This window comes from Acinetobacter sp. AOR34_HL, from assembly GCF_027854795.1.
In the GTDB taxonomy this organism is placed as follows: domain Bacteria; phylum Pseudomonadota; class Gammaproteobacteria; order Pseudomonadales; family Moraxellaceae; genus Acinetobacter; species Acinetobacter junii.
In genome coordinates, this window is the sequence record NZ_JAKTID010000077.1 from 129,668 (window position 1) to 151,630 (window position 21,963).

Below are 21,963 nucleotides of genomic sequence, written 5' to 3' on the forward strand. Positions count from 1 at the left end.
TATGTCTTACCAAACCTCGATTCATTTCGACCCAACGGCATTATTAATAATAAAAAATGAGATCGATAATTCGATTAAATTGGTAGAGACTGCAGTCAATACTCTTGCCGAAGAACAAGTCTTGCCATTTGGGATTGATGATGCTCTCAATCAGTTTGAACAATGCACGAATGTTCTAGCGTTGATTGATATCCCACACCTATCGCAGATTACGCAATACTCTGCTGAGCTTATGCGTAAAATCATGGCTCAACCTGAACAAATTAAAACCAGTGATGTTGTGGCTTTGAGCGAAGGCACAACCATGCTGAAACGTTATATCGAATTCATTTGTTTACGTGAAGTTAAAGTTCCACAGTTCCTATTAGATACACTCAATCGTTTAGAAAAAGCATTAGGCAAGCCAATCACTAAAGAAGGTCAAACGATTCAACCTTTATTGGATTGCTTTACGCCAAATTTTGATTTGCCAAAGACCCCTGATTTAGAAAAATCACAGTATGTCCATCAGTTATATAAATTGTGCTTAAATAAACTGATTAAACAAGCAGAAACACCTTTGGATTTACAGGGCTTAAAACTTGTTGCGGTTTATATGGCTGGTTTAGCAGCGGGTTTGCCAAGTCAACAATATTGGCAACTTGTGAATGTAGGTTTAGGACATATTGAAGATCTACTAATTACCGAAGCACGCTTACGTACATTTATTAAAATTGAAACCAATATTGGTCAATTTCTTGCTAATCCAAATGCATTTCAAACTGACTTAAATGATTTAGCAGATATCTTGAGTATTTGTATCAGTCAAGAAGATGATCTTTCTCATCATATTCGTGAACAACTTAATATTGGTGATGAGTTACTCAGTGATACTCAGCTACAAGTTTTGAGTCGCCATTTGTACGGACCAGACTACGAAACAATTCATACCATTAGCCAACTAATGACGGATGAGATGGCTCAAATCCGCAACGAGATTGAATATAACCATGAAAATATGTCTGCTGAAAAAACTCAAGAACTTCAGCAAAAACTTCATCAGCTCTCAAATGTATTTAAAATTCTCAATCTAAATGAAGCGGCAAAAGAACTGACGCAGCAAGCAGAAAAACTCAGCCAAACAAATACATTGACTGATGCAGCGTCAGTACAACATTTAATGAATAGTATTTTGGCTTCGATGAATTCTATTGGGATTCTTGAACGTAACTATACTTCAAGTCGTTTACAATTACGTGTGAATAACATGCAAATCTCTTTGGATCGTTTAGATGAAGCGCACAAAGCTTTATTAAGCGAAACCAAAACTCTGATTGAAACACTGACTCAAACACTTAGTCTTTACGCTCAAGACTCTACAGCACACAATTTAGAGTCTCTGCCTATTTATCTCAAAGAACTATCAGGTGCTGCCCTATTCTTGGGAAGTACTGCACAACAAACTGCTTTGTTAGGTGCAGTTCAATTTGCAGAACATCGATTTGCTCAAAATGAAACTTTTGAGGCTGAACACATTAACTGTATTTTAAATGTTGTCGCAGGACTTGATCTATTGGTTGATAACTTAAAGAACAAACAACCTGTGTTGCAATCTATGTTTGATGTGGCATTATCAAACAGTCAACAGTTACAAAGCGCAGCGGCATAATGACCCAACTATCACTTGCTTATATTTTTCAACATCAAAAGCTCTTAGTAGATGAAAATTTACAGTTACCTCAAGTTGAAAAGTTAGCAAGTGATTTGCCTATTCATCACGATGACCAAGTAATTGCACGTGATCTTCTTGATGACGAGCCAATTCCAGAGGGCTATCAATTAGTTCCGATCAGAGAACTCATACAATCATGGGATACTTCGGATTTCTTACAAGCAAGCCGTGCTGTCCAATTACTTGAGTGGCGTCGTAACCATAAATTCTGTAGTCATTGTGGTCATATGACCGAAGTGCATTCGAGAGAATATGCGATGGTTTGCCCTGCTTGTGGGTACCACCAATATCCTCGCGTTCAGCCTTGTATTATTACAGTCATCACTAAAGGCACTGACGAGATTCTTCTAGCAAAATCCGCTCATAACAAATCAAATATGTATGGTTTGATTGCAGGCTTTGTTGAAGTTGGTGAAACTCTTGAAGAAGCTGTACAACGTGAAACACTTGAAGAAGTTGGCTTAAAGCTCAAAAATATTCGTTACATGTCTAGCCAACCTTGGCCATTCCCTAGTAACTTAATGATAGCGTTTCATGCTGAATACGAATCGGGTGACATTGAATTGCAAGTAGAAGAAATTAGTGACGCTCAGTTCTTCAAGTTTAATGAATTACCTGAAATCCCATTCAAAGGCAGTATTGCCCACAGTATGATTACTCAAATCATAGGTCAAAAAAAAGCATCTTAATTAAGATGCTTTTTTATTTAGTCTTCTAAAGCCTCTTCCAAGAAATGCATAATGGTGCGTTTCGTTTTGAAGTAATGACTGACAAAACTTGCAAGTGTTGCCACGATGGTAATATGTCCTGTTTTTGGAATCACCATCACATGGCTATGATTGCCTTTTTCTCTTAGTGCTTTATCCAGATCAAATGTATTATGACTACCTACTAACTGATCGTTTTCCGCCATCAACAAATAGTGTTTAATCTTGTTCGGATTGACAAAATAATATGGCATCACTTGCTTATACGGTACATGCTGATCAAAGGCATGTTCAGAAAGAGGATCATCTTTATAATCAAAATGATATGGACCAGCCATTCCCACGATTGCTTTGATCTTATCAGTATATTTGAAGTGCTGAGCGTACGGAGAATACACCACTGACATTACATTAAAAGCACCCGCGGAATGCCCCATTAAAATAATGTTTTCAGTAGAAATATTAAGTTTTGCTTGGTTTTGATTTAGATAATGAATTGCTTGAGCAAGATCATCAACAAATGCAGGAAAAATTTGTTCTGGGGCAAGTTGATAATTAATAACAGCAACATCAAAACCTTCTCGAGCAAAACTTTCGCCTACGAAAAGATAATCACGTTTATTACCATGTTGCCATGAACCACCATGCACGAACACAATCAATGGTCGCTGCTTTTTAGGATTTTTAGTTCGATAAAGGTCTAAACGATGTCTTGCCTTTAAACCATAGGCAAGATGCTCTTCCTTTTCAAAGGTATCCTTTGGTGTCAGATAATTGATTGAGTAACTGGCTAGATCATACAGACGAAACTCTTGATAAAAGCTTTTCGCCCGTGTCACATTTTCTTGAACTTGTTGAATAAGTTGCTTCATAAATTAGGGTACAGTCGGTGTAGAAGTCGCAGGTTCTGCCTGATCGGGATCAATTGCTACTGGAGTTTCAACGAGAGGTTGTGTCGTCACTGTACCCACCATAGAAGTTGCTGTGGTTGAACTCGCCATCGTTCCAGATGATTGCTCAATATTATCAATCAGAGTAACAATTTTACTCACATTACCAACTTTTTGTAAGACGTTATCCAAATCTCTTATTTCTGCAGTATTTAGACGTCCCATGACATATAGAACACCATTTTCAGTGTGTACCAATACTTTACTATCTGAAACTACAGGTGCTTTCATCAGTAAACCACGAGTATTTGCGGTTACTGTTGCATCTTGCATAATCGTGTTGTAGCCAACTTTATCACCAACAGTAATGTAGTTATGTACAGCTTTGACATCACTCATTGCTCGAAGATTATCTTCAGCTAATTGCTTCAAGTATGGATCAGGTACCTGACCCGTTAACAAGACATTACTATGAAAACTTTCAATATTGATGCGGGACTGTTTAAAACGGTGATCTAATTTATACAAATTAATATTAGCCGTACGCTTGATAGACGAATCAATAAATACTTGTCCGAGACTACGTTCCCCACTATCTGTGCCGACAGGTGAAGTTCCTGTTCCACCCGAAATAAAACTCGCACATCCTGATAAACTTGCAGCGCAAAGTAACGTAATCGTTAAACGTTTTAACACTTGGCAAGACTCCCTATCTACAAACTTGTTCAATCTTAGGTATTTATCTCAAAAAGACCAAATTAATGCTCAATCTAAAGTAAATGCATGTTCAATCCACTGCTGATCATACTGCAATTTTGAAAAGTCTGGTTGTACTGTTTTTGCAATTTTCTGTGGAAAATCAAAACAAATCACATCAAAACGACAATCAAAATCCTCATAATCAGGATTTTTCTGTAAAAACTGCTGCGCGGTCTTTATTATTTTTCGTTGTTGCGAGCGTGTAATCACTTCACATGACTCCGCATAGCTCCCTGCCGATCGTGCCTTTATCTCAACAAAAATCAACTCATTCTGTCGTTTTACAATTAAATCGATTTCTCCATAACGTGAATGGTAATTTTGAGCGACACATTCATATTGAAATTGTTGAAGATAGATTAATGCTTGTTGCTCAGCCCAATGTCCGAGTTCATTTGCGTTTTCTGTCATGACATTTATTTCTTATTTTAAGATTTGGATTCCGTGCTCTTGTTGCTGGTAGCAAGTTGGTTGTCTGAAAATTTTATTGTCTTTAAAACTTATTGCACCAGTTCGCCCCATAAATGAAGTTTCTTGCTGATTCTGATTACTCAATAAATATTGAGTGATTGTCCATGCATCACCACCAAAAGCAAGTAAGCGTTGAAATGCCATATTTTCAGGCTGCTCTTTATACGCTTCAATAAGATCTACCCATTGTCCATTATACAATGCAGGCGTATCACAAAAGCTAAGTCCTAAAGGAATAGTCTGTCCCTGCTCGATACTTAATGGTGTTGCATAGACTTTCTTTTCAGGTAGCTCACCTAGTTGTTGAATCCATTGATGATGCCCCAGCAATAACAACCCTTCCTTTCTCGAGATTTTTTTAGGCAGAGTGTCTATAACTTGTATTTCTGAACCAAATTCTACCGAAAGAGCCTGCATAAATAATTCTGTGGCTGCTTCAGTACCAGTTTCACGCAGAACCCATAATTTTTTTACCCGATCGTTTTTTAATAATTGGGTCAAAGCAGCTGCATCATGTTGTTTCGACAAACTAAATTGCCACACATTTTCAGCATGTTGATTCACATCATTTAGTGCCAGCACAGGAAGTTTAGGCTCCAGTTGCATGACAGCATCAATATCAGTTCTAGCCAAAGGACCAACGACCAATTTAATTTTGTTATTCACCTTCTTCTTAAAGATGTAATCCATACTATTTTTAGTTGAATCGGCAAAAATTATTTTTTCTTGGCTGCCAGATGCTGCATAAGCACTCAAGAAACCACGTTTAATGTTTTCACTCGCTCGCGCCATAGCACCAGATTCAGGTAGAATCACCAAGATGTCCGCGTAAGCTGGGCTCACAAATGCTGCAAAAAAAAGCGGCAGCCAATATTTTTTTATATACATTAGGGAGTTACCTTTTATGAGTGCTCAATTATTTGTTGTAGCAACCCCGATTGGGCACTTAGATGACATGACCTATCGTGCAATTGATATTTTAAAGTCTGTATCGGTAGTTGCGGCAGAAGACACTCGTCAATCTGCACAGTTATTTAAACACTATAATATCTCAACTCAATTAACTGCGTGTCATGATCACAATGAAAGTAACAAAATTGATCAACTTCTCCAAAAAATGTTAAATGGTGAAGACGTCGCGCTAATCAGTGATGCTGGAACGCCATTAATTAGTGACCCTGGTTTCAAACTTGTTCGTGCTGCTCAAGAACATGGAATACGTGTTATTCCTGTGCCTGGTGCATGCGCAGCGATCGCAGCATTAAGTGCTGTTGGTTTGCCTAGCGATCGTTTTAGTTTCGAAGGATTTCTTCCATCCAAAGCTTCTCAACGCATTAGTCAACTTGAAAAGCTAAAAGATGAAACACAAACATTAATTTTCTACGAAGCACCTCATCGAATTTTGGCATGTATTCAAGACATGGTTCAGGTCTTTGGTGAAGATCGACCTGTAGGTTTTGCTCGCGAAATTACCAAAACTTTCGAAACGATCAAAAAAATGACGTTAAAAGAACTCGTAACGTTTATCCAAAATGATCACAACCAAGAAAAAGGTGAAATCGTTGTTGTCGTTGGTGGTGCTACGACTGAAAAAGATATGGAACAAGATAAGCTAGATGACTTATTGAAACGATTACTACAAGATCTCTCCGTCAAAGCAGCTTCACAATTGGCAGCTGATTTGACTGGTATTAAAAAGAAAATAGCATATCAGCGTGCTTTGGAATTAACACAAAATGATAATTAAAACATCATAACAGACTAAAAATGGCAATAGATTTATCACCTACTTTAGGCCCACACGAAGGTAGAGAACTTGAGTTACTACTTTCGGGTGAAAAGCCTATTGCCCTTTTTTATGAGGAAGTTCCAGATGAATTCTTATCCCATTTAAATTCAGGCAATTTAAAAAAGATTATGAAGACCTTCCCAACTCAACATGCGAATAAAACTATAACATTTTGTTTAATTTATAAGAATGCTCCAAAATCTCATCTTAATGAATTGCTATCGATACTAGAGCAGTCTTTACTACAAAAAGGTTTTCAACCCACAATCGAACGTAGAATCGGTCAGTTATTGGGTTATAGAGAAATTGATATTGAATACTACCTAAATCATATCACACGGAGACTCCAGTAATTTTTTCAATGTTGCTAAGCTTTTGACATAACCTTACTTTGATCCATTTTTCGCTCTGATCTCGCCTGTTGAATTACGCTCAATCCTGAACTCACACCGAGATAAGCAATAATAAAAGCGACCAATAAATCTGGATAGACGGTTCCTGTTCCCCAAACACTTGCTGCAGCGAAAATTACCGCAATATTTGCGATCGCATCATTACGGCTACACAACCATACGGAACGCATATTGGCATCACCATCTCGAAATGTATAAAGCATGATGGCAACAAATACATTAACCAGTAATGCCAATATCCCAATAGCTCCCATTAGCATAGGTTCAGGTATCACACCTATCCACCATGACCAAATCACTTTAATGATCACAAAGATACCAAAAGCAGCCATTGTGATTCCTTTCAGTAAAGCTGCCGTTGCTCGCCAATACAAACTCATAGAAAGCACAATTAATGAAATAGCATAGTTTGCAGCATCTCCTGCAAAATCTAGTGCATCAGCCCATAAAGACACAGATTGTGCATGCGCTCCTCCGATGATTTCTACAAAAAACATAAGTGCATTTAAAATTAATGCGATCCATAATGCCTTTCTAAACTTAGGACTCATTGTTTTTGCTGGGGAACACGCTGTATTACAACCACATCCTGCCATGACTTTTCTCTAAGAATCTTTTATAGTGATTAAAAACCCTTGAGTAGCTCTAGAGTCAAGCATAATGAATTTTACAATTGGGCAATTATCTAAAAAGTCAGGTGTTTCAATAGATACCATTCGTTATTATGAAAAGATTGGATTACTTGAAAAAGCAAAACGTACAGCAGGAAATTATCGACATTATTCTGAAGAGATACTTTCAGAACTTTTATTTTTAAAACATTGCCGCGAATTGGGCATAACCCTGCAAGATATTCAAAAGTTGAAAGAGTTATCAACTCATCCCAACCAAACCTGTATCGAAGTTGATCACTTGATTGATCAATACCTTAATGAAGTTTCTCAAAAAATTCAAAATTTAGAGCACCTCAAGCAAGACTTTATTCAACTGAAACAACAATGCTCTCAACACCGCACGATAGAACAATGCGGAATTCTAAAAGGATTACATCAGCCACTAGAATGTGATCTCACATTACATCAACATAAAAAAGCATCACAATCGTGATGCCTTTCAAATGCTTTAAATTCAGTCGTGATGTTCACCAGGAGGAACTTCAGTAATTCTGCCACCACGAGCGAGGAACGCAGCCACTTCGTCTTCCAAAGCCTGACGCTGCTTCTGTTTAGCAGTCACGGTTAGCGTTTCAGCTTCAGCTAGATCAGCATCATCAATCGTTGCTTCTTCGCTATCTGCACCGCTTTCTGCTGCTTTCGCCTCTTCATCGTCTACAGCAGAGTCTTCAGTATTTTCATCGTAATCATTAATTTCCGTCATATTACTCTCCCCACAATGACTAAATCTTCATCATCGTTATTTGGTCATCAGAACTTTGTGAAATGTAACAAGCTCTTCTCATTTATCAAAGTAGAATGTTTAACAAATTGTACTTTTAACGACCAAATTCACTCTGATTTATAAATGATTGTATAAAAAATATCTACTATTTTTTAGCAAGCGTAGCGTGTGTGTTGCAATGCACCCAATCCATTCGCATGTTGCATAAAGCGATCCTTGAGTACTTCAAATTGTTCAACTTGCTTTAATCCAAAGTTCCTTGCCCAAACAAAGGGAAATAGCTCTGAACTTTCTAACCACCCGATTGCTGACATACTGTGCATCATAGCGTCGTTTTGACCTTTACGTTGATGTTCATAGCGAAGCAAAGTTTGCTCATTTGCCCATACACCACGTTTTAAATCATGCAATAAAACATCACATAAAACTGCTGCGTCTAAGCAACCGATATTTACGCCCTGACCTGCCAAAGGATGGATGACATGTGCAGCATCTCCAATCAAAGCTAAACCAGATTTGATATAACGCTGAGCTGCTCTTGCTTTAAGTGGGAATTGTGCTCTTGATCTTACATCGACCACTTCACCCAACATTTGCAAACTTTCACGTGTCAGTAATTGCATAAACTCCTGATCTGATAACTTCGAATATTCATCCGCATAATCATCAGGTAGAGTCCATACAATTGATTGCCAGTAGCCATTTTCTTGTTGATCTAAGCTTGCCATAGGTAGAAATGCAAGTGGACCAGTAGGTAGAAAAATTTGGCGTGCGATATATTGATTCGGTTGTGTCGTTTTAATCGCACAACTGATTGCGGCTTGTTTGTAGTCTAAAATATCTAAATCAATATAAGCTTGCTCACGTACAAATGAGTTTGCACCATCAGCACCGATCAATAACTTAGTTTTGAGGATCGTGCCATCGGCGAGTTGAATCGACCAACCTTTTGCAATTTGCTCAATGCGAATAACTTTTACTTGGGTACGGTAATCTTTGAGCTGCTGTAACATTTTTTGCTGTATCGCAATATTCAAAACACTTGGCTCAACCATTGAACCTAAAGCTTGATCTGCACGAGGTTGCTCTTCGGAAGCATGCCCAAAATTTATTTCACCATAACCATTTTTATTCCAAACTTGCATACCTGAATATGGCATTTGTCGTGCTAAATCATTCCAAACATCAACCGTCTTTAGTAGATGAATCGTTGCTTGACTTAAAGCTAACACACGTGGATTCATCACGGCTAAAGTTTTGTCTTGATCAAGTACTGGTGCAGCATCCAATACTGTTGCTTGCACGCCACCTTGTGATAGCAACAACGCTGTTAAACCACCGACTAATCCACCACCAACAATGACAACATCTAACATTTCACTCATGCTTTTAGCCCCATCGCGTAGTTCGCAACCAAAGGCTTAATGCCAGGAATCACATCAAATGCAATCAATCCTGTATTTCTTATTAATTTAAGAAGCGGATTTTGATTACTAAAACCACGCACAACTGAATCACAGAACTTAATCACACGCTGCTGATCTGTTAAACGTGCTTGCTCATAAGCCAATAAATTATCAGGATGACCAATATCATCAGACTTCGCTAGCTGTTCTAGTAAATAGCGAACCAATACATCAGCATCACGTAAACAAAGGTTAAAGCCTTGCCCTGCAACAGGATGAATTGTGTGCGCTGCATTACCCATGAGAACTACACGACCAACCGCCTGCTTGTGAGCCAGAACTTGTGACAATGAATAACTAAAACGTTTACCCGTTTTTTCAAATTTACCCGCACGATCGCCATAAGTTTCTTGTAGGGCATCTAAGAAGTGTTGATCATTTTCTTCACCCAACCATTCAGCTTCAGTACCTTTTTTAACTGGCCAAACGACAGAACGACGATATTCACCAGGTAAAGGTAATAACGCCAATGGTCCTAATGCGCTAAAGCGCTCAAAACCAACCTGTTGATGAGGTTTAGAGGTTTGAACCGTTGTGACAATCGCAACTTGGTCATAATCATGTTCATCCACACCTACACCAATTGCTTGACGACAGAAAGAATCACGACCATCTGCTGCAATCACTAACTTTGATTTGAGCGAGTGTATGTATTCACCATTACGCATGGCTTCAATGTGAACCTCATCTGCATCTTGTGTCAGTGACGTCACTTGCACCCCATCAATTAATTCAATCAGAGGCTGCTGACGAACTTGGGTGAGTAATACTCGACCTAACCATGCATTCTCAATTACTTGTCCAAAGCTTTCTACTTTTTCTTGTTCTGCGACTAGTCGTGCTTTACCAAAGCTACCTTGCTCTGTGATATGCACTTGTAAAATTGGGGTCGCATGCTGTTGTAATGCATCCCACAAGCCTAACTTTTGATAAATTTGCACGCTACGGCGTGACAAAGCGGTGTTACGCGCATCAAAACTTGAGTGATATGGAGCTAGATTTTCATCATCGTAATTTGGATATTTCACAGCTTCTAATAGCTTTACGGCAATATTAGATTTTGCCAACATTAAAGCAAGGCTGAGTCCAACCATACCCCCACCGACAATGATGACTTGTTGCTGCATAATATTATTCCTTATCAGTTTTTCATGACTTGATGTTAAGGGTCTGTTGATATTTCATCTATGGTTGCGTTATAGGCTAAAACAACTTCAACGAGGCATGAAACGTAGGCAATGGCAACTCCTTGTCAAGTTTCATAACAAAGTTTAAGGAAGTTTTAGCCATAACCCTGTGGGACAGGGATATTTTTTGTCGCTACTGCGTTATGGCTTATTTATTTAGAATGACTAAATTTCATAAGCCATGCCTTGTATCACCTAAAAAATATCCACTGTCGCAAGCATTTATGAAATATCTACAGACCCTAGCCTATCTTACTCTAACTCAAATTGGGATTGGAATTTGTACTTTGTTTGGTCTGTGTTTTATTTTAATTCGACAAATAAAAAAGGCTTATCCTAGAATAAGCCTTTAGATCAATATTTCAGACTTAACTAGCCATTAATTGCTCAATTTCTTCAACAGTTTTCACTACATTCTTAGTCAAAACCAACGGTCCATTTTCAGTGACTACAATATCATCTTCAATACGAATACCAATACCACGCCATTTCACATCAACCGTTTCATCATCAGGTGCGATATATAAACCTGGCTCAACGGTGACTACCATTCCTGCTTCATAAGTACGCCAGTCTTCGCCATGCTTATAAGCACCGACATCATGCACATCCATACCAAGCCAATGCCCAGTGCCATGCATAAAGAATTGACGGAATGCTTCACTTTCAACCAACTCATCTACATTACCGCTAAGTAAGCCAAGATCAACCAAACCTTGAGTTAAAATTTTTACAGCGACTTCATGTGGATATTTGTAGTGATTGCCGATACGTGTTGCATCAATCGCAGCTAGTTGTGCATCTAATACAATATTGTAAAGTGCTTTTTGCTCAGGACTGAACTTACCATTGACTGGGAAAGTGCGAGTGATATCAGATGCATAGAATTCATATTCACAAGCAGCATCTATTAAAACCAAATCACCATCTTTTAATGGTTTATTGTTTTCTACGTAATGCAAAATGCACGCATTCTCTCCACCACCGACAATACTATTGTAGGCTGGTACACAACCATTTTTACCAAAAATATAATTGAGTTCTGCTTCAAGTGCATACTCCATCATTTCTGGTTTCACTGATTGCATAGCACGTGTATGTGCATCTGCACTAATATTTGATGCGATCTGCATTAGCTCGATTTCTTGCGCTGATTTTTTCAGACGCATCTCATCTATAAGGCGATCAAGTTGAATGACCTCTGCTGGAGAGGTTGATCCACGACGTTGTTGAGCATCAGCTTTTTGAATCCATTGACTTACTCTGGCATCAAACTCAGCTTGATGACCAATTCGAAAATACAGACGATCTTTATTTAAGAGCTTAGCAATAATTTCCTGATCCAATAAATCTATTGCAAATGCTTCATCTGCACCATAGATTTCAACAGCTCCTTCCACACCAGCACGGTAACCATTCCAAATCTCCATTTCGCGATTACGCTCTCGGCAAAATAAGGAATAACGATACGTTTCACCTTCAGCGAAGGTTTCCAAAACCGCAACTGCTTCAGGTTCAGCAAAACCAGTTAAATAATAAAAACTACTGTCAGCTCGATATTTATAGTCTGCATCGCGATTGCGGTACATTTCTGCACGTGTCGCAATAATAGCAACACTATTTGCACCCATTTTCTGAGCTAAATGATCACGGCGTTGTTTAAAATCAGCTTGAGTTAGTTTCATATTATCCTGCAGCTTGAAAGTCCCTCTAAAAAGTAAGAGGGATTTATTAGGGAGATTTAATACCGCATTAACTCGGACGATGCGGTGTAAACATTTCTACAATAGTTTGTGGATCAGCTGTGCTTTCTTGATTTCTGCTTTTGGCATGAAAGTTTTTTAAGAGTGAACTTTCACTAACAGAAATCTTTTTGCGACCAATCGATAAGCTCACTGGAATTAAACGAACAAACTCGTATAACTCTTCATAGCTTGCTTCACCTTCGTCATCATTATCTGAATCTTCAAACTCTACTGCTGCAACATCTTGTAAGTGTTCAATGAGTTCTTGTTCATCAGCACGAATATGTCCCGATGCTAAACCAAAGCCTAGAACCACACCAGCACACCAATCTGCCAAAGCTTGAACTCGATCAACAAGTAGATGACTATCATCTGGCAACATCGGCAAATAATCTAACTCATCGTCAGACAAGGCATGAGAAACATCTTCGCTTTCGTCAGTTAAGCTTTCTAATGCCTCTTCCGATAATGCAGGAACATTTAAAGTATTTAAAATTTGTGACCATTCGTCTTTGGTTGGTGCTTGTGTGACACAAACTATACCTGTGAGTAATCCATGTAACTCACTTGGACTTGAAATCTCTTCAATCCCATCAAAATGGGCATTCCAATCCGTCCAACCTGAAATATCGTCTTGCATTCGTTTATCCAATCTCTATACTGCTGTATATATTACCTTTGATTGCAACTCTGTGCGACCTCGTTATGTTAGAACAATTACAGCGTCTACAAGCGCATATTGGTGTTTTAAAAACACGTTTACATCATTTAGAGCGCGAAAACACTTCGCTCACTGAAGCTAAAGCTTTAGCTGAAACAGACCATCATGCACAAATCGTGCAAAAAAATAGCATCATCACGCAAAAGCAGGACGAAGTTGATAACTTAACTGAACAATTAACTCAGTTACAAGATCAATTTAAGCAGCTAAATCAAGATGCAACAACACTTGCTGAACGCTATAGCCGCTTGGAAAAAAGTACCACTGACTTAAAAAATCGCTTTCAAGAGATTTTGGCAGAGCGTAATGATTTACGTGTGACTAAAGAGAAGCTCCAAGCGCAACAACGTCATAGCCAGCAAGAAATCCAAGATCTTCAGCAAGATCGTGATCGTTTATTGCAAAAAAATGAGCTTGCAAAATCAAAAGTTGAAGCAATTATTCAGCGTCTTGCCATCCTAGGTACTGCGCAAGATCATCATGCACAAGAAATTCAGCAACTTGCTCACCCGAATGCTGAACTACAAGAGGAAAACTGATCATGAGTGAACAAGTGACAGTAGAACTTCGTTTAATTGAACAGACTTTTCGCTTAAATACCACTGAAGATAAACGTGAAGAATTAGAGCGTGCAGCTGAACTACTGAATCAAAAGTTTCAGGATATGCGACGTAACGCTCCTCGTGTAGAACACAATAAGTTAGTCATTATGGTTGCCTTACAGATGGCACAAGATGTGTTTAGTTTGAATAAATCTTTGCAGGAATATGCTCACTGTGAACGCCTACTTCAAACCATCTTGGAAGATGTCGAACAAACTGTTGAGTAAAATTGCACAAAGCCCCATCAATTAGTAAGTATCTTTACAGATATGTGATCTGCAAGGATTGTCATCGTGTAAAGATCAGTTATACTAAAACTGTCTCTAGGGTGTTCGCCAGTACGTCTAGTCCCCTGCCGATACTTAAATTTATGGATGTGTCCTGTACATTTTGAGTGTATGCCTGCCTCGAGTAGGAAACCCAGTAAGTGTACGTCACCTCCACCTTGAACTCATCGGGTTCAGGGTAACGACCATGCAGCGGCACCTCTGGAGCATTACTTTTCTAATGGTTCTCACCAAAAGAAAATTCAATTTATAATTCCCTTTAAATCAAATCGTTCTTTGTTTTTATTACCTCTTAAACTCTGCTTATTTTTAGTACATTTCAAATAAAAAAACCATAGCACATGTGATATGCACTATGGCGTTATCAGTTCAAAATTTTAAGATCTATTCATCGTTCAAGGCACATTCATAGTGACTTGGCGCTTGCGAACAACGAACCTGTTTCAGCAACTTCATCATCTCTGGATCGTAATAGCCTTCTTTAGTCATTTGGATACGTGCTTCACGCATGAGACGAACATAACCAGGCTTATCACTTTCATTTAGTGTTAACCAATATTTACTTGGAATTTTAGCTTCCAATTTATCGACAAATTCAAATGCTGGATTGAGCTGTTTAGAAATGACCTCACGCGCAATTGATCCCATTCCTGCTGGGAATTTATTGCGATGCATGATCAATGTGCCTGTCACTTGAATGACAGGGAACTTGATAATCCCACCAACAACTTTGCCAGACTTATCACTCATCCCTTTATGTAACTCTAGTGGTTCAAACAATATCGCAGGTCCAGCCATAATATCGACTTCTCTATTGTTGAATTTCCCACCGACACTTACTAAATCTACCGAAATAGGTTGAGCACCTACATTTTGAACTAATTTCTTTTGAGTTTCATCGAATTGGAATACAGCAATCTTTTTACCTGCTGCTTTAGCTAGAGTATTAATATTTCGATCATTGACCATAATATAAGCAGCACCTAATGGTACAACTCCGACAACCTCATAGTCTTTGTTCACCATCTTTTCATCAAACTTTGGATTTGCTAAGACTTGGATCACTGCGCTCAATTGTTTGTATGTTTGTAGTGCACCAATTGCATCAATACTTCCAACAAATTTATTAAATTGTTTCGCTCGTAGATTACTAATACCTGCGCCATCACAGCGTTTACTGCGAAAATCTTCGGTTAAGACAGCTTCATTGGTATAAACCTTTAGGTTCACCAATGTAGATGCTGTCTTTTTAAGTTTAGGATAATCAAAATCCAGTTTAAATTGTAAATGCGAAGGACGAGCAACTTTCATATTGACACCAAACTGCTTGGCGACGTTTACCATTCTTGGAATTTCAGTGATATAGCTAGTTGCTTGTTCAAATGCTTCACTATGCTCACCATTAGGCGAATACACACATAAAGTGACCTGTTTAGGAATCTGCTGCCAAGTTTTAGGGTCATTGAGTAGTTTTTTAACTTTATTCTGCGAATGAGTTGAAAGCGTTAGATCTAACTTCCCTTCAGGAGCAGCATAGATTGGACTCATCATCACGAATGACGAGACCAACATTCCTGAGATAAGAATTGATTTAATTGACATCCTGCACTTATTTTTATGGATTAAACGATCCATTTTTAGCTATTTCCCAATAGTTTTTATTCAAGTTAAGGTCATTAAATCAAAATAGAATTGACTGCTTTTACTTAGATGATGTCAATTAAGTCAAGAAAAGTATAAAAACTCTCATTATTTGATAATAGTCTATATTTTCTCGAAGTTTATAGAATACGAGAGACAATATTTATCCGACTAAAACAATCTAAAACCAGCGTCTATACCTTAGTAAAACCCAAATCTGCTTATCCAAACAACATAAAGTATGAAAAATCTAGAATTAATCCAACGAGTTTTCTTTAACTACAATCAAATATCAAACATATTACAAGTTTTGATTCAGTTGAATTGGTAACTCCACTTGCATTCGTAGAATTAAATCACAGAGATAAATAAGCCGTAAAATTGACTCAACATTGATTTTAGACTCGGCTAAAAGTGATGTGATTTGCTTTGCAAGTATGTTCATTCCTGCATCTAATGCCAACTGACGTTGTTGTTGCAATGTTTCGATCTGTGATGAACTCAGCATCATACGCCCAGAGCAACTCAGACTAAGTAATACATCAAAAATTGGTTCACACACTTTTTGACTTAAACTCATTTGAATAGATGAAAATTTTGCTCTCTGTTGTTGCTTCATCATTAAGAGTTGTTCAATCCGTCCAACGATACTTTCTTTCAAAGTCTTTTTTGGTTCATTTAATTGATCAAAATCTAGGTTAAACAAGCGTGTTTTTTCATTTTGCGTGATCAATAAACTAATTGGCGATAACACCAAGGTATGTCCTTTAATCTGGCAATATACAAAAACAGAGTTAATTTGAGTTTTTTGATTACACAAGCGTTCGAGCTGACGAATTTTTTCTATTTCTGACGTTTTCCAATCTAAACGTAAATGTATCGCTGATTGATTCTGATCATAGACCGTCCACCACAAACATTGCTCAATTTCATCAACTTGAGGATTGTCATAGCTAGAAATATTAAGCATTACTGTTTGATCAATACCTTCAATACTTTGTAATTGTTGCTGCCAACGTTGCTGTAGTTTGTGCCAATTATCAAATCCGATGTGTTGATAAATACTAAAATCCTGAAGATCTTTTAAGTTATTAAGTGGTAAGGCTCGACTTTGTCCTGAAGCAGATAAACGATCATCCTCAGAAAATCGTGGCTGTTGTAATCGTACTTTTTTTTGCATGAGTTGTTGAGCTGTCATCATCCAAATGCTTTGCTGAGACCATGCATTGTAACGATTAAAGTTCGGGTCATTATTTTCAGTACGCGCTAGTGTCACCTCAAAAATTTGAGGGTTTTCTTGCTCTGAGAAATATAAAGTTATTCCTCTAGCACCACCCAATGTTCGCCACCAACGTGCGCCTAAAGGTAAAAGCTCTAAATCAACTTGTTCTTGATCTACTTCATATTGACGACGCGACTTACCTCTTAAGCGAACTAAAACCTCACCCTTAGCATGTTCTAACTGGTAAAGATATGCATTGATTTGAGCTAAATATAATAATGTTTCGTGTTCAGAACTATGTTCGTCACGATTTAAAAGTCGAGTAACCTGACCGCTCAGTTGCCTTAACATTGCAGCCAAACGAGCTAATGACTCACTTCTAGCAGACATATTCAGTAGATGTAGTTGTCGTGCAGTCATTTCATTTACATGCGATAAACCAAACTCAATCAACTGAGCAAGATCATCTTTTAATTCAATAATAAATTGACCTTCACTCTCACTCAGAACCGCGGGATTCTCTGTCTCATTGAGTTCCAACTTAGTCCAGAATTTTCCTTGAAGTCGCTGTACTTCACTTAAAGCAGCTAGATAATATGCAGACTGATCCTTTTCTAAATTGGACAGCATTCCAGCAAAACCAGCCCCTGCCACATAAATAATGTCTTCAGCTAGACTCTTGATACGAATTTTTAAACTGTATTCTTCTTCCAGTAATTCCGTTTGTTGTTCTTTTTGCCAAAGCCGAGCGAGTTTGATGGCTTTTTGAGTCTGAGCTTTACCTATTTTCTTTGCGATTTGGTTGAGATCAACTCTCAATATTTCTTCGATCAGATTGGGTTGGAAATTATTTTCAAGTTGTTCAACCAATTCAACAGTCGTACTTTGAATATCCTCAGCTGAGTCTGTTGTTAGATTTTCGATTGGTTGCTGAACTGAATTTTGTAAATGTTGTTGCAGATATAAAACGGCTGCGACAATGTGCTTACAAGCACCTGTTGCAGGGCAACTACATGATGCATTGACTAAACCTGCCGATGATAAACCAACCTGTTGACCATCACTCTCAATGGTGATGTGTTCAGATCGCTTCGTTTGTAAAATAACCTTTCCTGCCTCAATATCTTTTAAGGCACGACGAACTAAACCTGCATTTGCATAAGTGGAAAGGCTGTCTTGATCATAAGCCAAATATTGGTGTTGCCAGCTCATTGCATCACCTCCGCCATCCATTCAGCAAAATGTTCAGGGGTGAGCGCTGCAACAGACATGCCCCTCTCATTCAGCTTCTGTGCCATTTGAATATCATAGACAGGGTTAGCTTGTTCATCTAAAGCAGCTAAGCCCAATAACTTTACGTGTTGACTTTGCAAGCGACTAATTGCATTGAGTAAATGTGCTACAGAACCACCTTCTTCAAAATCACTGATTAACGTAAAAATCGTGCGATTTGGTTGTGTGATAAAACGTTCGCAATAATTCACCGCTTTGGCAATGTCTGTGCCACCACCAAGCTGAACAGTCAATAGCACTTCAACGGGGTCATGTGCCATATGAGATAAATCAACAATATTGGTATCAAATAATACGAGATGTACTTTTACAGCAGGTAAACTTGCGAGGATGCTTGCACAAATCGCACTGTACATGACAGAGTTAATCATTGAACCACTTTGGTCCACGCACAACACGACAGTCCAAGGTAAATGACGTTGTACCCGCGCATTGAAGAATGGTTGTTGAATAATGAGCTTATTTAAATCAGCATTATAGTGTTTTAGATTTTCTCGAATCGTACGTCGCCAGTCAAAGTTCTGACTATTCGCAATCAAAGAACGGCGAAAACGATTGCGTCGACCATGAATCGCATTGATAAAGTTAGGTTTTAATCGTGCAACGATTTGCTCTACTACGGTTTGAATAATCTCTCGGACAGCATCTCGAGTTTGCGCATTCATTCGCCCACGCATCGTCAACAAGGCTTTAGCAAGCTGAGGTGTAGGCTCTAAACTTTTTAAGCTTTGCGGATTTTTGAGTAATGCATCTAATTGGTAGCGTTCAACTGCTTGAGTTTGAATACGTTCAAAGGTACTTTGCGGAAATAATTTTCGCGCTTGATTGAGCCAATTAATTGCAGTGAGCTGTGAGTCATCTAATGAGCCATGACGAGACCCCCCTGCAACATGACCACGTTGTTCATACTCACGGTTGTATAAATAATCGAGAGTACGTTCCAAACGTAATTGTTCTGCATCAAGCTGTACCTGATCCAAAGCTCGATCACTATAGCGACCCAGAATTAAGCGCCAACGTGCTGCAAGGTTATTAGAGTTTGCATCATTCATTATACTAACCAACCTTGTAAATTTCGCTCGATCAAAAATTCTTGTAGTTGTTGATTTAATTGAACACCTTGTAGCATTTCAGCTTGTGAAACCTCACTGATATATTGAGAGATATCCAAACTTGAAACATCATTCAGCTGCGCAATCTGCTCAGCAAAAGCCGCTGTTTCCTTCGGTTTAAAATGAGTAAATGCTTGGCGTAAATCAGGCAGAATCGCCACAAAGGCAGCCTCGTCCCATTTTAATAACAGTTGATTCAGTAGTTGTGCCATTGCAGGATAACGCAATAATAATTCAGGTGCGCTTTGCATCATTCCAGATAGATAAGCGACCGCATGTTCAGGGTTAGCACCCAAACCAAAATGTCGCTGAACTGATTGCTGTAAATCCTGTTCAGTCAAATCACCATCAATAAAACGTAAGGCATCAACCGCACCCGCCAACACATCTAGCTTTTGCCAGTCCGTATTTAATCGTGCTAAAGCATTATAAAATTGCGCTAGAAAATTTAGCTCACCACTTACTACACGATTTATCTGCTTAGACAAATTGCGTAATTGCAAAACTTGATTCAGAATTTGCTGTTGTTGGTCTGCTGGTGGCGTTGCCAACTGAGACAGTAAAAATAATGCTGTGGGAATGATTTGCTGCATCAGTGCTTTAAGTTCAGGTTGTTGCTGAAAAGCTAAAAAATCTTTGCCTGTCCATAAATTTAATAATTTTTGTCCACATTGAATCACCGAATCCAAATCAGGATCAGTGGGTAAGAATTGTTGAACTTCAGTAAACAGAATTGGAATTTGTTTGTGCAATCCCATCAATGCTGCTCGAATTAAAAGCTGTACTGCAAGATGTGATGACCTTCCTTGTCCTGCCTGAGAAAAAGTCTGTTTGATATGCAAGAGTTTTTGTACTGCAACAGTATTTAACTCACTTCCTAACTCGGATAATTCAATCAACTGAGCTTCAACATGGGGTGTCCATGCATAATCCCATTCTTCAAATAATAAATGTAAGCGCCCACCACCTAAGAAATCTGGGCCAGTCACAGACTTGGCAAATCCCACTTGCAAGAAATCAAGTAAATGTAGAAAACGACTGCGCAAACGATGTTTCTGATTTCGAAAGACATCCAGTTTTGCGCGTTTGGTGGTCGTTTCATCCAATTTAAAACGATGAACTTTTGCTAAATCATAAACTTGAGCTAACAGTGGCGGTGTTTGCGTGGATTGCACCACTTGTCCTAGACGCGCACCACCCAGAATTTGCTTCAATAGGCTTTGAAATGCTTGTTGTCCCTCATCTAAACTGCCTTTGACAAAACTACTTTGACAGGCATCAATCAAATCAAAACGACTAATTAAATGATGTCCTCTTAAAGTCGCTAATCTAATCGCCTGTTCAGTCGCATTTTTAACCGTAATAAAACTGCTTTCTAAAATCTGCTGGTCGCGTAATTGCGTAGAAAAATCAGACAGTAACTCAACGATTAAGGCTTGTCGCTGTTCAGCATCATCAAAGGATTTCTCCATCATATGTTGCCAGCAACGTTGATAAAATGCAGGCGATGGCATACCAGAAGCATAACCATTTAAAGCATCAAGACGATCAAAACTATAACGAATCAACCATGCTTGGTCATCTTGATCTGCTGACTTCATTTTTTTAATTTTCTTAGGTTTCTCAACCAGTAAATGTGCTGCCAATTGCTCAATTAAGGCTAAGGTATGAAAACCACCTGTGAGGATACAGATTTTACCCTTTTTATTTGCATAACATTCTAAGATGCTTTGCAGCATGCATTGTTCTCGGATTAAAGAAGCATCGGCTTCTAAAACACTATCCTCGTAATCTAAACGAGACATAGCACACCAAACGAGCACCTCATGGAAAAAGCTTTGCCAATCATGCATCTCCAGCTTTGGCTTTAACTCAAATAAGTGATCCCAAAGTTCATCATGATTTCGACAGTGCAACTTCTGTGCTAGGGTTTGTAAATACTGACTATGAGCCAAATAGCGCTCTTGCTGTAAGCTTCGACTTTGCCAAGTTTGTTTGGTGATCGTCTTTAATTCATGATCAATCTGACTTGTCCATGCTAAATCAATAAACTCAATCTCAGCATTAATTTCTGGCGCATATCGCAGCGCAACCCATTCAGGTGAATAATCGCAAAATGGATAATAAGCAGTACGCGTTTGTTTCTGTTCCGTCTTTTCATCATCAGCAGCATTATTATTTGCTTCCATGATTTCGGTTTGACACAGTACAGCTAGTGGTGGCTGACTATCTGGATGCTGTAAATCTGCAATTAAACGATTAAATGAACGTGGTGCTTCAATCAATATGTGTTTAGGCTGTAATTGCTGCAACGATTGTAAAGCAGCATAAGCACACGCTGGGCTATGATGGCGAATCGGTAAAAAATGAATACCTTTATCTGCCAAAGCCTTTTGCTGTTGTAATGCTAGTTGTAAGCGTTGTGGTATCGTCATATTCTTTATTTCAATAAATTTTCACTTTTTATATAAACTACATACAACATCTGATACTCGGAACGTCATTCACAGCCTGCGTGGTATCTGTCAAATGTTGTTTCTGCGACTCGA

21 protein-coding genes and 1 other RNA gene are annotated in these 21,963 nt (G+C 38.5%); 8 read left to right on the forward strand and 14 right to left on the reverse strand.

Annotated features, from left to right (window positions below; all coding sequences use genetic code 11):
* Position 1 precedes the first annotated feature (1 nt).
* Both MKL32_RS12940 and nudC read left to right on the forward strand, forming a co-directional pair.
* The gene (locus MKL32_RS12940) at positions 2–1,648 is read left to right on the forward strand and encodes a chemotaxis protein (RefSeq protein ID WP_212388340.1); all 1,647 of its coding nucleotides are present in this window, start codon (positions 2–4) and stop codon (positions 1,646–1,648) included.
* Complete coding sequence (gene nudC / locus MKL32_RS12945; RefSeq protein WP_004912396.1) at positions 1,648–2,400, forward strand: NAD(+) diphosphatase; 753 nt, start codon at positions 1,648–1,650, stop codon at positions 2,398–2,400. The genes MKL32_RS12940 and nudC overlap by 1 nt, the downstream gene beginning before the upstream one ends.
* Positions 2,401–2,417: 17 nt before the next feature.
* On the opposite strand, the gene MKL32_RS12950 is transcribed toward nudC, so the two are convergent.
* From MKL32_RS12950 to MKL32_RS12965, 4 genes are all read right to left on the reverse strand, one after another.
* Positions 2,418–3,290, reverse strand: coding sequence for an alpha/beta hydrolase (locus tag MKL32_RS12950; protein WP_212388336.1), 873 nt, complete (start codon positions 3,288–3,290; stop codon positions 2,418–2,420).
* 3 nt (positions 3,291–3,293) lie between these two features.
* Positions 3,294–4,004: a BON domain-containing protein gene (locus MKL32_RS12955; RefSeq protein ID WP_270900633.1), complete on the reverse strand. Its 711-nt coding sequence runs from the start codon at positions 4,002–4,004 to the stop codon at positions 3,294–3,296.
* A 69-nt stretch (positions 4,005–4,073) separates the two neighbouring features.
* Positions 4,074–4,478 carry a YraN family protein gene (locus MKL32_RS12960; RefSeq protein ID WP_004955268.1) on the reverse strand — a complete coding sequence of 135 codons (405 nt, stop codon included), beginning with the start codon at positions 4,476–4,478 and terminating at the stop codon, positions 4,074–4,076.
* 12 nt (positions 4,479–4,490) lie between these two features.
* On the reverse strand, positions 4,491–5,426 hold the full coding sequence (locus MKL32_RS12965) for a penicillin-binding protein activator (protein WP_075696680.1): 936 nt from the start codon (positions 5,424–5,426) through the stop codon (positions 4,491–4,493).
* 16 nt (positions 5,427–5,442) lie between these two features.
* Here MKL32_RS12965 and rsmI point away from each other — a divergent pair, with 16 nt between their 5' ends.
* Complete coding sequence (gene rsmI / locus MKL32_RS12970) at positions 5,443–6,285, forward strand: 16S rRNA (cytidine(1402)-2'-O)-methyltransferase (RefSeq protein ID WP_004963095.1); 843 nt, start codon at positions 5,443–5,445, stop codon at positions 6,283–6,285.
* A gap of 20 nt (positions 6,286–6,305) precedes the next feature.
* Positions 6,306–6,680, forward strand: a complete 375-nt coding sequence (locus tag MKL32_RS12975) for a hemin receptor (protein WP_270900634.1) — start codon at positions 6,306–6,308, stop codon at positions 6,678–6,680.
* A gap of 14 nt (positions 6,681–6,694) precedes the next feature.
* Here MKL32_RS12975 and MKL32_RS12980 read toward each other — a convergent pair whose 3' ends face one another.
* Positions 6,695–7,336 (reverse strand): cation transporter, encoded by a 642-nt coding sequence (locus MKL32_RS12980; RefSeq protein WP_212388323.1) that lies wholly within the window; start codon positions 7,334–7,336, stop codon positions 6,695–6,697.
* A gap of 61 nt (positions 7,337–7,397) precedes the next feature.
* Between MKL32_RS12980 and MKL32_RS12985 the strand changes: the two genes are divergently transcribed.
* Positions 7,398–7,847, forward strand: a complete 450-nt coding sequence (locus tag MKL32_RS12985; protein ID WP_171053783.1) for a MerR family transcriptional regulator — start codon at positions 7,398–7,400, stop codon at positions 7,845–7,847.
* A 21-nt stretch (positions 7,848–7,868) separates the two neighbouring features.
* Here MKL32_RS12985 and MKL32_RS12990 read toward each other — a convergent pair whose 3' ends face one another.
* From MKL32_RS12990 to MKL32_RS13010, 5 genes are all read right to left on the reverse strand, one after another.
* A complete protein-coding gene (locus tag MKL32_RS12990; protein WP_004912421.1) occupies positions 7,869–8,117 on the reverse strand; it encodes a hypothetical protein in 249 nt (82 codons plus the stop codon).
* A gap of 173 nt (positions 8,118–8,290) precedes the next feature.
* Positions 8,291–9,523 carry an FAD-dependent monooxygenase gene (locus MKL32_RS12995; RefSeq protein WP_270900635.1) on the reverse strand — a complete coding sequence of 411 codons (1,233 nt, stop codon included), beginning with the start codon at positions 9,521–9,523 and terminating at the stop codon, positions 8,291–8,293.
* Positions 9,520–10,731 carry a 2-octaprenyl-6-methoxyphenyl hydroxylase gene (gene ubiH, locus MKL32_RS13000; protein ID WP_125272302.1) on the reverse strand — a complete coding sequence of 404 codons (1,212 nt, stop codon included), beginning with the start codon at positions 10,729–10,731 and terminating at the stop codon, positions 9,520–9,522. Before ubiH ends, MKL32_RS12995 begins: the two co-directional genes overlap by 4 nt.
* 428 nt (positions 10,732–11,159) lie before the next feature.
* On the reverse strand, positions 11,160–12,476 hold the full coding sequence (gene pepP / locus MKL32_RS13005; RefSeq protein WP_270900636.1) for a Xaa-Pro aminopeptidase: 1,317 nt from the start codon (positions 12,474–12,476) through the stop codon (positions 11,160–11,162).
* A 67-nt stretch (positions 12,477–12,543) separates the two neighbouring features.
* Entirely contained in the window at positions 12,544–13,176 is a 633-nt protein-coding gene (locus tag MKL32_RS13010; RefSeq protein ID WP_004912433.1) for a UPF0149 family protein, read from the reverse strand.
* 65 nt (positions 13,177–13,241) lie between these two features.
* Here MKL32_RS13010 and MKL32_RS13015 point away from each other — a divergent pair, with 65 nt between their 5' ends.
* The 3 genes from MKL32_RS13015 (at position 13,242) to ssrS (ending at position 14,358) form a co-directional block, all read left to right on the forward strand.
* Positions 13,242–13,796, forward strand: coding sequence for a hypothetical protein (locus MKL32_RS13015; RefSeq protein ID WP_004912436.1), 555 nt, complete (start codon positions 13,242–13,244; stop codon positions 13,794–13,796).
* Positions 13,797–13,798: 2 nt separating this feature from the next.
* A complete protein-coding gene (locus MKL32_RS13020; RefSeq protein WP_004912439.1) occupies positions 13,799–14,086 on the forward strand; it encodes a cell division protein ZapA in 288 nt (95 codons plus the stop codon).
* 90 nt (positions 14,087–14,176) lie between these two features.
* A non-coding RNA gene (ssrS, locus tag MKL32_RS13025) (6S RNA) lies at positions 14,177–14,358 on the forward strand.
* A 172-nt stretch (positions 14,359–14,530) separates the two neighbouring features.
* Here ssrS and MKL32_RS13030 read toward each other — a convergent pair.
* From MKL32_RS13030 to MKL32_RS13045, 4 genes are all read right to left on the reverse strand, one after another.
* Positions 14,531–15,718, reverse strand: coding sequence for a putative solute-binding protein (locus tag MKL32_RS13030; protein WP_374761238.1), 1,188 nt, complete (start codon positions 15,716–15,718; stop codon positions 14,531–14,533).
* Between the two features lie 370 nt (positions 15,719–16,088).
* Positions 16,089–18,221 (reverse strand): SWIM zinc finger family protein, encoded by a 2,133-nt coding sequence (locus MKL32_RS13035; protein ID WP_270900638.1) that lies wholly within the window; start codon positions 18,219–18,221, stop codon positions 16,089–16,091.
* Entirely contained in the window at positions 18,218–19,354 is a 1,137-nt protein-coding gene (locus MKL32_RS13040) for a VWA domain-containing protein (protein ID WP_270900639.1), read from the reverse strand. The genes MKL32_RS13035 and MKL32_RS13040 overlap by 4 nt, the downstream gene beginning before the upstream one ends.
* Positions 19,354–21,849: a DUF5682 family protein gene (locus MKL32_RS13045; protein ID WP_270900640.1), complete on the reverse strand. Its 2,496-nt coding sequence runs from the start codon at positions 21,847–21,849 to the stop codon at positions 19,354–19,356. Before MKL32_RS13045 ends, MKL32_RS13040 begins: the two co-directional genes overlap by 1 nt.
* Positions 21,850–21,963 lie beyond the last annotated feature (114 nt).

What these genes read in the sequence shown, in the direction of transcription:
- MKL32_RS12940 (WP_212388340.1), top strand. Translation starts at nt 2, where the DNA reads ATGTCTTACCAAACCTCGATTCATTTCGACCCAACGGCATTATTAATA.
- nudC (WP_004912396.1), top strand. Translation starts at nt 1,648, where the DNA reads ATGACCCAACTATCACTTGCTTATATTTTTCAACATCAAAAGCTCTTA.
- MKL32_RS12950 (WP_212388336.1), bottom strand. Translation starts at nt 3,290, where the DNA reads ATGAAGCAACTTATTCAACAAGTTCAAGAAAATGTGACACGGGCGAAA.
- MKL32_RS12960 (WP_004955268.1), bottom strand. Translation starts at nt 4,478, where the DNA reads ATGACAGAAAACGCAAATGAACTCGGACATTGGGCTGAGCAACAAGCA.
- MKL32_RS12965 (WP_075696680.1), bottom strand. Translation starts at nt 5,426, where the DNA reads ATGTATATAAAAAAATATTGGCTGCCGCTTTTTTTTGCAGCATTTGTG.
- rsmI (WP_004963095.1), top strand. Translation starts at nt 5,443, where the DNA reads ATGAGTGCTCAATTATTTGTTGTAGCAACCCCGATTGGGCACTTAGAT.
- MKL32_RS12975 (WP_270900634.1), top strand. Translation starts at nt 6,306, where the DNA reads ATGGCAATAGATTTATCACCTACTTTAGGCCCACACGAAGGTAGAGAA.
- MKL32_RS12980 (WP_212388323.1), bottom strand. Translation starts at nt 7,336, where the DNA reads ATGGCAGGATGTGGTTGTAATACAGCGTGTTCCCCAGCAAAAACAATG.
- MKL32_RS12990 (WP_004912421.1), bottom strand. Translation starts at nt 8,117, where the DNA reads ATGACGGAAATTAATGATTACGATGAAAATACTGAAGACTCTGCTGTA.
- MKL32_RS12995 (WP_270900635.1), bottom strand. Translation starts at nt 9,523, where the DNA reads ATGAGTGAAATGTTAGATGTTGTCATTGTTGGTGGTGGATTAGTCGGT.
- ubiH (WP_125272302.1), bottom strand. Translation starts at nt 10,731, where the DNA reads ATGCAGCAACAAGTCATCATTGTCGGTGGGGGTATGGTTGGACTCAGC.
- pepP (WP_270900636.1), bottom strand. Translation starts at nt 12,476, where the DNA reads ATGAAACTAACTCAAGCTGATTTTAAACAACGCCGTGATCATTTAGCT.
- MKL32_RS13010 (WP_004912433.1), bottom strand. Translation starts at nt 13,176, where the DNA reads ATGCAAGACGATATTTCAGGTTGGACGGATTGGAATGCCCATTTTGAT.
- MKL32_RS13015 (WP_004912436.1), top strand. Translation starts at nt 13,242, where the DNA reads ATGTTAGAACAATTACAGCGTCTACAAGCGCATATTGGTGTTTTAAAA.
- MKL32_RS13020 (WP_004912439.1), top strand. Translation starts at nt 13,799, where the DNA reads ATGAGTGAACAAGTGACAGTAGAACTTCGTTTAATTGAACAGACTTTT.
- MKL32_RS13030 (WP_374761238.1), bottom strand. Translation starts at nt 15,718, where the DNA reads ATGTTGGTCTCGTCATTCGTGATGATGAGTCCAATCTATGCTGCTCCT.
- MKL32_RS13035 (WP_270900638.1), bottom strand. Translation starts at nt 18,221, where the DNA reads ATGAGCTGGCAACACCAATATTTGGCTTATGATCAAGACAGCCTTTCC.
- MKL32_RS13040 (WP_270900639.1), bottom strand. Translation starts at nt 19,354, where the DNA reads ATGAATGATGCAAACTCTAATAACCTTGCAGCACGTTGGCGCTTAATT.
- MKL32_RS13045 (WP_270900640.1), bottom strand. Translation starts at nt 21,849, where the DNA reads ATGACGATACCACAACGCTTACAACTAGCATTACAACAGCAAAAGGCT.